Raw genomic sequence first — 13,009 nt, forward strand, 5'->3', positions numbered from 1 at the left:
GCGGTGGCCGCCGCCTGCGGCAGGGGTGCTGCCGTGGTGGGCGACGGTGGCCGCAAACGCCCGGCAGCGCTACACTTTCGGGCTCAATCCGCTCATTACCCGTCGAGGCCAGAATGTTCCCCAAGGACTGCACGATTGCCGGTTACGACTCCGAGCTGGCCCAGGCCATCGCCGACGAGGGTCGCCGCCAGGAAGACCACGTCGAACTGATCGCCTCGGAGAACTACGCCAGCCCGCGCGTGATGGAAGCGCAGGGCTCCAAGCTCACCAACAAGTACGCCGAGGGTTACCCGGCCAAGCGCTACTACGGCGGGTGCGAGTACGTGGACGTGGCCGAGAAGCTGGCTATCGAGCGCGTCAAACAGCTGTTCGACTGCGACTACGCCAACGTGCAGCCGCACTCCGGCTCGCAGGCGAACCAGGCGGTGTATCTCGCCCTGCTGCAGCCCGGCGACACCATCCTGGGCATGAGCCTGGCGCACGGCGGCCACCTTACCCACGGCGCCGCGGTGAACGTCTCGGGCAAGCTGTTCCACGCCGTGCAGTACGGGGTGAACGACAACGGCATCGTCGACATGGACGAGGTCGAGCGCCTCGCCGTGGAGCACCAGCCGAAGATGATCGTGGCGGGCTTTTCCGCCTACTCGCAGGTGCTGGACTGGGCGCGTTTCCGCGCCATCGCCGACAAGGTCGGTGCCTACCTGTTCGTGGACATGGCGCACGTCGCCGGGCTGGTTGCCGCCGGCGTGTACCCCAGCCCGCTGCCGCACGCGCACGTGGTCACCTCCACCACCCACAAGACCCTGCGCGGCCCGCGCGGCGGCATCATCCTCGCCAGCCATGCTGGAATGGGGCCGGCCGGCGAGGAGATCGAGAAGAAGCTGCAGTCCATCGTGTTCCCTGGCATCCAGGGTGGCCCGCTGATGCACGTGATCGCGGCCAAGGCGGTGGCCTTCAAGGAAGCGCTGGAGCCGGCCTTCAAGGCCTACCAGTCGCAGGTGGTGAAGAACGCCAAGGCGATGGCCAGGACCATCATCGCGCGCGGCTACAAGATCGTCTCCGGCGGCACCGAGAACCACTTGATGCTGGTCGACATGATCGGCAAGCCGATCACCGGCAAGGCCGCCGAGGCCGCGCTGGGCAAGGCGCACATCACGGTCAACAAGAACGCCGTGCCGAACGACCCGCAGAAGCCCTTCGTCACCTCCGGCCTGCGCGTGGGCACCCCCGCCGTCACCACCCGCGGCTACCTGGAAGCCGATTGCATCGAACTGGCCGGCTGGATCTGCGACGTGCTCGACGCCCCGAACGACGAGGCGGTGATCGCCGCCGTGCGCGCCAAGGTCGAGGCGCAGTGCAGGAAATATCCCGTCTACGGCTGAACCCATAAAAGGATTTGCGATTCATGAACAGGCGTCAGGGGATGCGTGGACACTCGAGCTTCGAAATGCTGGTTGTGGCCGCGCTTTGCGGCGGGCTGCTGATTTACTTTATGCACCGGATGGCGGTCACGGCGCAGGCGAAAGTGCATGTCGAGCTGGCCATCAACGCCGCCACCGCGGTCGAGCAGAAGGCCGTGGACTATCACGAGGACAACAAGGCTTGGCCCGATAGTGTCTACGACATGCACGTGGAGCCGCACGTGGTTGCCGGTGCTGTGGCGTTTGACGTGGATTTTTCGGGCGGACAACTGACTCTGCAGTTCGGCGCGGATCAGGGGCGCCTTGCTGGTAAAACGCTGGTTCTCAAACCGCGACAGGAGAATTCCGCCAGTCATTGGTCGTGCGACGGTGGAACCTTGGATAACGAGTACCGACCGAAGGCGTGCCTGCCTTATACGCTTTAACCATGCATTGCCCCTTCTGCCAGCACGAAGACACCCGCGTGATCGACTCTCGCCTGACGGAAGACGGCTCCACCGTGCGCCGCCGGCGCGAATGCCCGCGGTGCAACGAGCGCTTCAACACCTTCGAGACGGCGGAGCTGAAACTGCCGGCCATCGTGAAGAGCGGCGAGCGGCGCGAGAGTTTCGACGAACGCAAGCTGCGCGTGAGCTTCGAACGCGCGCTGCAGAAGCGGCCGGTGGCCAGCGATGCGGTGGACGCGGCGGTGCGCGAAGTCGTCAACGACCTGCGCAAGAGCGGCGAGCGCGAGCTGCCCTCGCGCCAGGTGGGCGAGCTGGTGATGCGCGAGCTGAAGAAGCTCGACCAGGTGGCCTACGTGCGCTTCGCCTCGGTCTATCGCAAGTTCGAGGACGTGCAGGCCTTCCTCGAAGAGATCGCGCGGCTGGAGCATGATTTGCCCGAACTGGAAAAGCTCCAGCTCTCGTTGCTGGGCGGCGAGGCGGCGGAATCGCGCCGATCCCGCAAGGGCTGAGCCGCATGCCACCCTCCTTCCTGCCGCCGGGGGCGAGGGGCAGGGGCGGTCTGGCCATGATGCGTGTCCAGCGTGCGATTAGATGCGACACTGTCGGCAGCCTGTCCCCCTCACCTCGCAGCCGCTGCGTGCAGCGGAGAGGAAGACCCGCATGAGCTTCACCGCTACCGACCACTACCACATGGCGCTTGCCCTGCGCCTGGCCGAACGCGGCCTGTTCACCACCCAGCCCAACCCGCGCGTGGGCTGCGTGATCGCGCACGGCGAGGAGGTGGTAGGGAGTGGCTGGCACCAGCGCGCCGGTGGCCCGCATGCCGAAGTGCATGCCTTGCGCGAAGCCGGTGAACGCGCGCGCGGCGCCACTGCCTATGTGACGCTGGAGCCCTGCGCCCACCACGGTCGTACGCCGCCCTGCGCCGATGCGCTGGTCGCCGCCGGCGTGGCACGCGTGGTGGTGGCGGCGGTGGATCCTTACCCCCTGGTTGCGGGACGTGGCCTGGACAAGTTGCGCGACGCCGGCATCGCCATCGACATGGGCTTGCTGGCGGACGAGGCGCGCGACCTCAATGCCGGTTTCTTCAGCCGGCTCGAACGCCGCCGTCCCTTCGTGCGGGTCAAGCTGGCGATGAGCCTGGACGGCCGCACCGCGCTGGCCGACGGCGCGTCGCAATGGATCACGGGCGAGGCCGCGCGCGCCGACGTGCAGCGTTGGCGAGCACGCTCCAGCGCCATTCTCACCGGCATCGGCACCGTGCTGGCCGACGACCCGCGCCTCACCGTTCGACGCGACGCCATCTCTGCCGGGGCAGAGGGTTGGGATGAGGAAGCGCCGTGCGCGCCGCTGCGCGTGGTGCTGGATCGCCAACTGCGCACGCCTGCCGGCAGTCATGTGCTGGATTCTGCCGCGCCGACCCTGCTATTGCATGGCGCCGCGGCAGACGCGCATGCGCCGCATCTGGCGGACGCCGAGTGCATGGCCGTGGCGGAGCAGGGCGAGACGCTGGACGTGCGCGCCGTGCTGGCATTGCTCGCCGCGCGTGGCATCAACGAGGTGCAGGTGGAAGCTGGCGCCACCCTGTGCGGCGCGTTGTTCGCGCAGGGGCTGGTCGACGAGCTGCTGCTCTACATCGCGCCGGTATTGCTGGGCGATGCCGCACGCCCCTTGCTGAAGCTGCCGATGCTTGCCGACATGACGGATCGCTGGCAGCTGCGCCAGCTCGAACAGCGCATGCTGGGGGCAGACTGGCGATTGCGCCTGCGGCCAGCGTGACGGGGCTGATCTTGCCCCCGCATTTCGGACACTCGATTAAGCAGCATTGGTCAGCCCGGATTGCTCCGGGCTGAGGCTGCCCAGGGTCGAGTGGAGCCCGGCTCGATTGTAGCCGAGCTCGATGTAGTCGAATACACAGGCACGCGCCTGCTCGCGCATGGCGATGTGTTTGCCGTAAATCGCCTCGTATGGCTCCAGCTTTCCATGGCGGCGTTGTCGTGGCCGTTGCCTCGGGCGCTCATGCTGGCGATGAGCCCGTGTTCGTCTAGCAGCGCGCGATGCTCGTGCGAGCAATACTGGCTGTCGCGGTCGGTGTGCATGATGACACCGCGCGGCATCTTGCGCTGGAGCAGCACCGTGCACAGCGCGTCACACACAAGTGATGCTGGCATGCGCTCGCTCATCGGCAAGCAGGGGCGCTCCGTGTTCGAGTTCCTGTGCGCCAGCATCGGTAGCCGCTCCGGCAGCTCAGCCGCACGGCCATCGCTGCTGCCTTCGGGTAGGCCAGACAAGAGGGGGCAGCAAGCACTTGAAGCAGTGCGGCTTCAGGCTGTAGCAAGGCACGATTGTGGGCGTCACGATCATCGCGGCGGCGCCGTCGGCGAAGAACGAGGCCAAGGCGCGCGACCAGGAGATGCACCAGACCAGAAAAGGAAGCCCGTGGTACTTCGGCATGAAGACGCACATCGGCGTCAATGCCGAAAGTGGGCTGGTGCACACGGCGACGGGAACGGGGCGGCCGACGTGCCCAACCTGCTCTGCACGGCGGCAATGCGTCTGGCCGTCATCGTGCTACGCACGCCACGAAAAGCGCGACGTCACCACGGGTGATGGTTGATCAGGTGATCTCTAAAGCATCGAGGTGTCATTGGTGGCTGCCTTGCCAACAAACCAAGCCCCGACAATGCCCATGTAAACCGTTGCAAGACGTGGCGAATGAAATGCAAATAGGAAAAGCAAACCTCCCAGGAGGAATGCAGCCCAGAAAATTAGACACTGTTGCCAGCCAAGATTGCTTCCCCAGAAAATGGTGCCAACGACCATGAACGCCAATACCCAAAACATCATTGACAACTCCCTGTACTTGCTGAAGACCCGGCGTGGTCTGCGCAAACGCTAATGTACGCGCACACTATCATTTCCGGCGCTGGTAAACGAGTTTCGCTGCTGGCGTGCTGTTGAGAAACGACCTGCTTGCGTGATGCCAAGGTCTGATCGCTCACCGATCAAGCGGGCGAAGGGAAGGCAGGGGGCGTCATGTGGTCGTGCTAGAATCCGCCGGCCGGTTCGCCGGCAAGCGTCTTCAGGGCGGGGCGGAATTCCCCACCGGCGGTAGGTGCCGACAGGCACGAGCCCGCGAGCGCCTCTGCCATCGTGCAGAGGGTCAGCAGATCCGGTCAGATGCCGGAGCCGACGGTTGGAAGCGGGCGACCGTTTCCTCACAGTCCGGATGAAAGAAGACGGTACGGGGCGCGGCTTGCCGTGCCTCGGCCTCATGCCTTGAGGCGTTCCCACCCGCTCACGTGGAGGACGTTTCATGATTCAAGTCGCCATTGCGCCGCGCGCCGCCGTCCGCCGGAGGGCGCGTTGATGTTCACCGGCATCATCCAATCCGTGGGCTGCGTGGCGCGGCTCGAACCGCGCGGCGGCGACCTGCGCCTGCACGTGGATACCGCCGACCTCGATCTTGCCGACGTGCAGCTCGGCGATTCCATCGCCGTCTCCGGCGTGTGCCTCACGGCGGTAGCGCTCTCCGCGCGCGGCTTCGCCGCCGACGTGTCGAACGAAACGCTGTCGCTCACCACGCTGGGCGCGCTGCAGGCCGGCGACGCGGTGAACCTGGAAAAGGCCTTGCGCCTCGCCGACCGCCTGGGCGGCCACCTCGTCTCCGGCCATGTCGACGGCGTGGGCAAGGTGGTGTCGATCGTGCCCGACGGCCGCTCGCTGCGCTGGGTGTTCGAGGTGCCGGCCAGCCTCGCCCGCTACATCGCCGCCAAGGGTTCGGTGTGCATCGACGGCACCAGCCTCACCGTCAACGAAGTCACCGATCGCCGTTTCGGCGTCAACCTGATCCCGCACACCGTGGAACGCACCGCCTTCCACGCCCGCCGCGTGGGCGACGCGGTGAACATCGAGGTGGACGTGATCGCGCGCTACGTGGAGCGCCTGATCGGCGGCGCTGTCGCGCCCAGGCTCGACGAAGCATTTCTCAAGCAGCACGGTTTCTCCTGATCTCGCGAAGCCCCTCTCCCGCAAGCGGGGGAGGGGTTGGGGAGAGGGCGCATGACTCGCGTCGCTCTCGGACCCTCATCCGCCCCTGCGGGGCACCTTCTCCCGAGGGGAGAAGGGAACCAAAACACGGACATGCCACCCATGAGCTTCAACACCATTCCCGAAATCCTCGACGAACTGCGCGCCGGCCGCATGGTGGTGATCCTCGACGACGAGGATCGCGAAAACGAAGGCGACATCGTGATGGCCGCGCAGATGGTGCGGCCCGAAGACGTCAATTTCATGGTGCGCGAGGCGCGCGGCCTGCTCTGCCTCACGCTCACCGAGCAGCGTACGCGCCAGCTCGGCCTGCGGCCCATGGTCAGCGACAACACCTCGCCCTACCACACCAACTTCACCGTCTCGATCGAGGCGGCCGAGGGCGTCACCACCGGCATCTCCGCGTTCGACCGCGCACGCACCATCCAGGTGGCGGTGAAATCGGACGCCAAACCGCAGGATCTCTCCCAGCCCGGCCACGTGTTCCCGCTCACCGCCCAGCCCGGCGGCGTGCTCACCCGCGCAGGACACACCGAGGCCGGCTGCGATCTGGCCGCGCTGGCCGGGCTGGAGCCCTCGGCGGTGCTGATCGAGATCCTGCACGAGGACGGCTCGATGGCGCGCCGGCCCGAGCTGGAGGTGTTCGCCAGGAAGCACGGTCTCAAGATCGGCACCATCGCCGACCTGATCCGCTACCGCCTGGAAACCGAGAAGACCATCGCCCGCGTGCACGAGGAAACGGTGGAAACCGAGTTCGGCGCCTTCCGCCTGGTGGCGTATCGCGATGCGATCCGTCGTGGCCTGCACTATGCCTTGGTGCGTGGCACGGTGGACGACGGCGCGCCGGTGCTCAGCCGCGTGCACGTGCGCAACACCTTGTCCGACGTGTTGCACCTCAAGCGCGACGACCTCGGCCTCACCGTCACCGGCGCGTTGCGCCGCATCGCCGACGAGGGGCGCGGCGTGCTGCTGGTGCTTTCTGGCGAGGACACGTCCGATGCGCTGCTGGCGCGGCTGAAACGCCAGCCGGCCGCGCTGGAACCGGAGGCGGCACAACAGCAGGAATGGCGCCAGTTGGGTCTCGGTGCACAGATGCTGGCGGATCTGGGTGTGCGCCGGCTGCGTGTACTCGGCACCCCGCGCAAGCTGGTGGGGCTGGCCGGTTTCGGGCTCGAAGTCGTCGAGTACGTGTAGGAGCCTGCTCGCGGGCGATGGGGCACTTGGCGAAAGGCGCCATCGCAGGCGATGGAGCGCTCTCGGAATCGTCCGGTGCTTGCCACGCCTTGGCCATGCTGCGGGCGTCATCTGCCCGCATAATCCCGGTATCCCCCTCGCGATGCCCACCATGTCCGCTACCCGCGTCCGCCTGATCGCCCCCTCCGGTTACCCGCACGACCATGCCGCGATGGCACTCGGCGCGGCGCGCCTGCGCGAGGCGGGTTGTCTCGTCGAGGGCGAGGCGGTGCTGGCGCGTGTCGAAGGGCGCTTTGCCGGCAGCGATGCCGAGCGCGCGGCCGACCTCAACGCACTGGCCACGCTGGACGTGCTGCCCGACGTGGCGCTGGCGATCCGCGGCGGCTACGGCGCCACGCGGCTGCTGCCGCAGCTCGATTACGGCGCATTGCGTGAGCGGCTGGCCGGCGCCGGCACCGTGCTGGTGGGGCACAGCGATTTCACCGCGGTCCAGCTGGCGTTGTACGCAAAAAGCGGATTAACCACCTTCGGCGGGCCCATGCTCGGCCCCGACTTCGGCGCGCAGATCCCGAGCACGCTCACCGTGCCGCATTTCTGGCGCACCGTGCGATCGGCGCAGGGCCACGCACAGTGGACGAGCAGCGGCGAGCACACGCTGGATCTCGAAGGCCCGCTGTGGGGCGGCAACCTCGCCATGCTGTGCAGCCTGCTTGGCACGCCGTATTTCCCGTGCATCGAAGGCGGCCTCCTGTTCGTGGAGGACGTGGGCGAGCCGCCGTTCCGCATCGAACGGTTGCTGTACCAGTTGCACCTGTCCGGGGTGTTGGGACGGCAGCGGGCGCTGATCCTGGGTGATTTCACCGCGTGCCGGCATGGCGCCCATGACAATGGCTATGACTTGACGACCAGCTTCGCGCAGATTCGGCGTGTGGTCGGCCTGCCCGTACTCGATGGCCTGCCGTTCGGCCATGCACCGGACAAGTTCACCCTGCCGTTCGGCGTGCCGGCGCGTCTGCGCGTGGCGGGCGATGCGGTGCGGCTGGATTTCGGGGGCTACCCGCACATCGTCTAGCGGGCTATCGCCCGGCGGCGAGCGCGAGGTAGCGCTGATGCAGCGCCGCCACCGCAGCATCGAGCGCGGCTTCGGTGCCGCTGTTGTCGATCACGTCGTGTGCCAGGCGCAGGCGTTCCTCGCGGCTGGCCTGCTGCGCCAGCATGCGCTGCGCCAACGCCTCGTCGATGCCGTCGCGGGTGAGCAGGCGGGCCAGTTGGGTTTCCACCGGGGCGTCCACCACCAGTACGCGGTCGATCCAGCCGTAGTGCGCGAGGTTGCGCGCCAGCAGCGGGATGGCGAGCAGGCTGTACGGTGCGGTGTCGGCCAGTGCGCGCGCGTGCAGCCATTGGCGCACGCGCGGATGGGTGATGCCTTCCAGCGTGGCGCGTGCGGCGGGGTCGGTGAAAATGCGCTGGCGCATCGCGGGACGGTCGAGTTGGCCGCTGGCGTCGAGTACGTTCGCACCGAAGGCCTGTACCACGGCGGCCAGGCCGTCGCTGCCCGGCGCCACCACCGCGCGCGCGGCGACGTCGGCATCGTGCACCGGCACGCCCAGCGCGGCGAAGCGTTTTTCCACCGCGCTCTTGCCCGCCGCCACGCCACCGGTGAGGGCGACGAGGTAGCTGGTTGGTGTGGCGCTCACTGCAGGCCGGTCAGCTGCATGTAGCCGTGCAGCAGACTGTCGCCAGCGAAGAACCACACCCAGCCGGCCATGGCGATGAAGGGGCCGAAGGGCATCGGCACGCCGCGTTCATGGCGCGAGAGTGCGATCAGGCTGCCGCCGACGATGGCGCCAATCAGCGAGGAGAGCAGTACGACGGGCAGGATCGCCATGGGGCCCATCCAGGCGCCCAGCGCGGCCAGCAATTTGAAGTCGCCATAGCCCATGCCTTCCTTGCCGGTCAGCCATTTGAACAGCCAGTACACGCTCCACAGGCTGAGGTAGCCGATGGCGGCGCCGAGGATGGCGGAGCTTGGCGTCACGGCGACGGATTTCAGCGAGAGCAGCAGCCCCAGCCAGAGCAGCGGCAGGGTGATCTGATCGGGCAAGAGCTGGGTGCGGAAGTCAATGCCCGACAAGGCGATGAGCGTCCAGGTCAGCAGCAGGCCGGCGAGGGCCACCCAGCCAGGCCCGAACTTCCACACCACGGCGGCGCAGAGCACGGCCGAGAGCAGCTCCACCAGCGGGTACTGGATCGAGATGCGCGTCTTGCAATAGCGGCAGCGCCCGCCCAGGAACAGCCAGCCGAACAGAGGGATGTTGTCCGCCACCGACAGCGGGTGCTTGCAGTGCGGGCAATGCGAGGGTTCGCGCACGATGCCGGGCGGCAGGGTTTCGTCGCCACTAGCCAACTCCAGTACGTCGCGCGCTTCGCGTCGCCATAGGGCCGCCATGCGCTCGGGCAGCCGCAGAATCACCACGTTGAGGAAGCTGCCGACCAGGAGGCCGAGTACGGCGGCGAGGGCGATCCAGACGGAGAGGGGCAGATCAGGCATGCGTCAGAGCCGGTGAAAAATGCGAACGTCGTCGCGAGGGCGTCGCCAGGCGAGCCGCGCTGCGTGAAAACCGGGGAATTGGGTGAACCCGATGATCGTCGTTTTCGCGCTGCGCGCCGCCGTCGGAGACGTTCGGCGGCGGCCGCAGCCGCCGGGCGGTTTTTCCACGGATCGCTGGGATCAGCCCACGGTACCGGCGAGTTTGAAGATGGGCAGGTACAGGGAGACCACCATGCCGCCCACGACCACGCCAAGGATCACCATGATCATGGGTTCGAGCAGGGTGGAGAGGGTGTCCACCGCATTCTCCACTTCTTCCTCGTAGAACTCGGCGACCTTGAACAGCATGCTGTCCAGCGCGCCGGATTCCTCGCCGATGGCGGTCATCTGCACCACCATGTTGGGGAACAGACCGGTCTGCTTCATGGCGAGTTGCAGCTGATGGCCCACCGAGACGTCGTCGCGGATGCTCTTGACCGCATCGCCATAGACGATGCTGCCGGTGGCGCCGGAGACGGAGTCCAGCGCGTCCACCAGCGGCACGCCGGCATGGAAGGTCACGCCCAGGGTGCGGGCGAAGCGGGCGATGGCGGATTCGCGCATGATCTTGCCGAAGACCGGCAATTTCAGGGTGAATCTGTCCAGAGCGTGGGCGAACTTCACCGAACGACGCTTGCCGGCGACCAGGCCCACCACGCTGCCGACGATGACGAGCAGAACCAGCCACCACCAGCTTTTCATGAACTCGGATGCGGTGATGACGACCTGGGTCGGCGCGGGCAGGGCGGCGCCCGCATCCTTGAAGGTTTGCGCGAACACCGGTACCACGAACAGCAGCATGATCATGCTGACCAGGAAGGCCACCGAAACCACCATGATCGGATAAAACAGCGCCTTCTTGATCTTCTTTTTCAGCGCCTCGGTACGCTCCTTGTAGGTGGCCACCGTGTCCAGCACGGTGTCGAGCACACCCGAGGCCTCGCCCGCGCGCACCAGGTTGCGGTAGAGCTCGTCGAATTGCACGGGGTAACGGCCAAAGGCTTCGTGCAGCGCCTGGCCGCCCTCCAGGCCCTGCTTGACGTCCATCAATATGTTTTTGAAGCGCGGATTTTTCTGGCCGTCGGCGATGATGTCGAAGGACTGTACCAAGGGGACGCCGGACTTCATCATGGTGGCGATCTGGCGGCTGAATACCGCCACGTCACGCGGCTTGACCGAACTGCCGGTGGCACCGAACAGCGGCTTGGCGCGCTCCTTCACGGTCTGCGGGTTCATGCCCTGGCGGCGCAGCTCGGCTTTCACCAGCGAGGCGTTCTTCGCTGGCATGTCGCCTTTCATGCGCTTGCCACGCTTGTCCAGCGCCACCCACTCGTAGACGGTGAGCTTGCTGACCGCGGCGCGTTCGGCGCCCAGCGAGTGTGGATCTTTCTTGGCGGTAGCGGTCGCCGTGGCCATGCCCGTTCTCCCCTGCGTGGTGCGTTTCGGTGCCCGGTGGGGGCGCGAAATCCTGCTGGTGCCGAAGCTTAAGGCATTTTCAGCAGGGAAAGCGTGTTGGATACCGCAGCTTCATGAGGCTGGCGACGTCAATCCTTGGTGACACGGTCGATCTCCGTCAGGCTGGTGAGGCCTTGCTTCACCTTGAGCAGTGCCGAGGCGCGCAGGTCGTTGATGCCAGCGGCCTTGGCTACCTCGGAAATCTGCAGGGCGTTGCCGCCGGCGAGGATGATCTTCTGGATTTCCTCCAGCATCGGCATCACCTGGTAGATGCCCACGCGGCCCTTGTAGCCCTCGTTGCACTCGTCGCAGCCCACGGCCTCGTACAGGGTGAGCCCTTCGTCGAGATCCTTCTGGGTGAAACCGGCGGCGAGCAGCACTTGCGGCGGCAGATGCTGTTCGCGTTTGCAGCTGTGCAGGCGCCGGGCGAGGCGCTGGGCGATGATGAGGGTGACCGAGCTGGTGATGTTGTAGGGGGCGATGCCCATGTTCATCAGACGCGCGATGGTCTGCGCCGCGTCGTTGGTGTGCAGCGTGGAGAGCACCATGTGGCCGGTTTGCGCCGCCTTGATGGCGATTTCGGCGGTTTCCAGGTCGCGGATTTCGCCGACCATGATGACGTCCGGATCCTGTCGCAGGAAGGAGCGCAACGCGCTGGCGAACGTCATGCCGCGCTTGGCGTTCTGCTGCACCTGGTTGATGCCCTCCACGCGGATTTCAACCGGGTCTTCCACGGTGGAGATGTTGCGCTCGGGGGTGTTCAGCATGTTGAGGCCGGTGTACAGCGACACGGTCTTGCCCGAGCCGGTGGGGCCGGTGACCAGCACCATGCCGTAAGGCTTGTGGATGGCGTCCACGTAGAGTTTCTGCTGCTCCGGTTCGTAGCCCAGTTTCTCGATGCCGATCTTGGCCGCCGAGCCGTCCAGGATACGCAGCACGATTTTTTCGCCGAACAGCGTGGGCAGGGAACTGACGCGGAAGTCCACCGCGCGGTTCTTGCTGAGGTTCAATTTGATGCGACCGTCCTGCGGCACGCGTTTTTCGGCGATGTCCAACTGCGCCATCACCTTCAGGCGCGAGGAAATGCGGCTGGCGAGCTTCAGCGGCGGGCTGGCCACGGCGCTCAGCATGCCGTCCATGCGCAGGCGCACCCGGTACTGGGTTTCAAAGGGTTCGAAGTGGATGTCCGAGGCGCCGCGGCGGATCGCGTCGACCAGGATCTTGTTGACGAACTTCACCACCGGAGCGTCGTCGGCTCCATTGGCGTCGATGCCGCCACCGCTGCCTTCGTCGACCTCGCCACCCTCGGCGTCGAGGTTGTCGAGCTCCTCGTTGCCCATGTCCGGCATCGCGTTGTGCAGGCCGGAGAGCGCCGAGTCGATGGCACGGTTCAACTGGCTGCGCTCCACCAGGATCGGCTCCACCATGCAGGCGGAGTGGAACTTGATGTCTTCCAATGCATTCAGCTGCATCGGGTCGGCGATGCCCACGTACAGGCGCTTGCCACGCAGGAACAGGGGCAGTGCCCGGTGTTTGGACAGCAGCGCCTCGGTAATCAGGTTCATCGGGAACTGCGCCGGATTCATCGCCGACACGTCCAGCATCGGCATGCCGAATTCCTGCGAGGCCAGGCGCAGGAGGCTGCCGTTGTCCACCAGGTTCTGGCCCAGCAGCCAGGAAGTCAGGGTGGTGCGTTGCTGGTTGCTTTCTTGCACCGCGCGGCGGGCCTCGGCCTCCGGCAGCAGGCCTTCGGCGACCAGCCGACGTGCCAGCCCGGTCAGGCCGGCGGGCGGTGCTTGCGTTGCAGTCGACATGAGATGCTGGCTCCAAGCCCTTGTAAAGCCGAATCTACC

At 66.4% G+C, this 13,009-nt stretch carries 13 protein-coding genes, 2 pseudogenes and 1 riboswitch; of the genes and pseudogenes, 8 read left to right on the forward strand and 7 right to left on the reverse strand.

The annotated features are described in order from the left end of the window. Positions 1–113: 113 nt before the first annotated feature. The 4 genes from glyA (at position 114) to ribD (ending at position 3,646) form a co-directional block, all read left to right on the forward strand. Positions 114–1,382, forward strand: coding sequence for a serine hydroxymethyltransferase (glyA, locus tag AC3WQA_RS15105; protein WP_492675858.1), 1,269 nt, complete (start codon positions 114–116; stop codon positions 1,380–1,382). A gap of 23 nt (positions 1,383–1,405) precedes the next feature. Next, complete coding sequence (locus tag AC3WQA_RS15110; RefSeq protein WP_492675859.1) at positions 1,406–1,846, forward strand: pilin; 441 nt, start codon at positions 1,406–1,408, stop codon at positions 1,844–1,846. 2 nt (positions 1,847–1,848) lie between these two features. Then, positions 1,849–2,376, forward strand: a complete 528-nt coding sequence (gene nrdR, locus AC3WQA_RS15115) for a transcriptional regulator NrdR (RefSeq protein WP_492675860.1) — start codon at positions 1,849–1,851, stop codon at positions 2,374–2,376. Between the two features lie 151 nt (positions 2,377–2,527). Beyond that, positions 2,528–3,646 (forward strand): bifunctional diaminohydroxyphosphoribosylaminopyrimidine deaminase/5-amino-6-(5-phosphoribosylamino)uracil reductase RibD, encoded by a 1,119-nt coding sequence (ribD, locus tag AC3WQA_RS15120; RefSeq protein WP_492675861.1) that lies wholly within the window; start codon positions 2,528–2,530, stop codon positions 3,644–3,646. Positions 3,647–3,682: 36 nt separating this feature from the next. On the opposite strand, the gene AC3WQA_RS15125 is transcribed toward ribD, so the two are convergent. Both AC3WQA_RS15125 and AC3WQA_RS15130 read right to left on the reverse strand, forming a co-directional pair. Beyond that, positions 3,683–3,940 carry an IS3 family transposase gene (locus tag AC3WQA_RS15125; protein WP_492676371.1) on the reverse strand — a complete coding sequence of 86 codons (258 nt, stop codon included), beginning with the start codon at positions 3,938–3,940 and terminating at the stop codon, positions 3,683–3,685. Further along, positions 3,883–4,095 (reverse strand): annotated as a pseudogene (locus AC3WQA_RS15130) (DDE-type integrase/transposase/recombinase); the annotation flags it as partial. The gene AC3WQA_RS15125 and the pseudogene AC3WQA_RS15130, both read right to left, overlap by 58 nt. A gap of 107 nt (positions 4,096–4,202) precedes the next feature. Between AC3WQA_RS15130 and AC3WQA_RS15135 the strand changes: the two are divergent. Next, positions 4,203–4,379: pseudogene (locus AC3WQA_RS15135) on the forward strand (IS5/IS1182 family transposase); the annotation flags it as partial. A gap of 116 nt (positions 4,380–4,495) precedes the next feature. Here AC3WQA_RS15135 and AC3WQA_RS15140 read toward each other — a convergent pair. Then, positions 4,496–4,714 carry a hypothetical protein gene (locus AC3WQA_RS15140; protein ID WP_492675862.1) on the reverse strand — a complete coding sequence of 73 codons (219 nt, stop codon included), beginning with the start codon at positions 4,712–4,714 and terminating at the stop codon, positions 4,496–4,498. Between the two features lie 227 nt (positions 4,715–4,941). After that, positions 4,942–5,112, forward strand: a riboswitch (FMN riboswitch). Positions 5,113–5,236: 124 nt separating this feature from the next. Between AC3WQA_RS15140 and AC3WQA_RS15145 the strand changes: the two genes are divergently transcribed. From AC3WQA_RS15145 to ldcA, 3 genes are all read left to right on the forward strand, one after another. Continuing rightward, positions 5,237–5,878 carry a riboflavin synthase gene (locus AC3WQA_RS15145; protein ID WP_492675863.1) on the forward strand — a complete coding sequence of 214 codons (642 nt, stop codon included), beginning with the start codon at positions 5,237–5,239 and terminating at the stop codon, positions 5,876–5,878. 141 nt (positions 5,879–6,019) lie between these two features. Then, on the forward strand, positions 6,020–7,111 hold the full coding sequence (gene ribB, locus AC3WQA_RS15150; RefSeq protein WP_492675864.1) for a 3,4-dihydroxy-2-butanone-4-phosphate synthase: 1,092 nt from the start codon (positions 6,020–6,022) through the stop codon (positions 7,109–7,111). 151 nt (positions 7,112–7,262) lie between these two features. Further along, positions 7,263–8,183 carry a muramoyltetrapeptide carboxypeptidase gene (gene ldcA / locus AC3WQA_RS15155; protein ID WP_492675865.1) on the forward strand — a complete coding sequence of 307 codons (921 nt, stop codon included), beginning with the start codon at positions 7,263–7,265 and terminating at the stop codon, positions 8,181–8,183. A gap of 4 nt (positions 8,184–8,187) precedes the next feature. Here ldcA and coaE read toward each other — a convergent pair whose 3' ends face one another. The 4 genes from coaE to pilB all read right to left on the reverse strand — a co-directional run bounded on the left by coaE (position 8,188) and on the right by pilB (position 12,970). Then, positions 8,188–8,808 carry a dephospho-CoA kinase gene (gene coaE, locus AC3WQA_RS15160; RefSeq protein ID WP_492675866.1) on the reverse strand — a complete coding sequence of 207 codons (621 nt, stop codon included), beginning with the start codon at positions 8,806–8,808 and terminating at the stop codon, positions 8,188–8,190. Further along, positions 8,805–9,662 (reverse strand): prepilin peptidase, encoded by an 858-nt coding sequence (locus tag AC3WQA_RS15165; RefSeq protein ID WP_492675867.1) that lies wholly within the window; start codon positions 9,660–9,662, stop codon positions 8,805–8,807. Before AC3WQA_RS15165 ends, coaE begins: the two co-directional genes overlap by 4 nt. Positions 9,663–9,842: 180 nt before the next feature. Then, positions 9,843–11,117 carry a type II secretion system F family protein gene (locus AC3WQA_RS15170; RefSeq protein WP_492675868.1) on the reverse strand — a complete coding sequence of 425 codons (1,275 nt, stop codon included), beginning with the start codon at positions 11,115–11,117 and terminating at the stop codon, positions 9,843–9,845. Positions 11,118–11,245: 128 nt separating this feature from the next. Continuing rightward, positions 11,246–12,970, reverse strand: a complete 1,725-nt coding sequence (pilB, locus tag AC3WQA_RS15175; RefSeq protein ID WP_492675869.1) for a type IV-A pilus assembly ATPase PilB — start codon at positions 12,968–12,970, stop codon at positions 11,246–11,248. Between the last annotated feature and the right edge of the window lie 39 nt (positions 12,971–13,009).

The organism is Rhodanobacter sp. FW106-PBR-R2A-2-24, assembly GCF_058789615.1.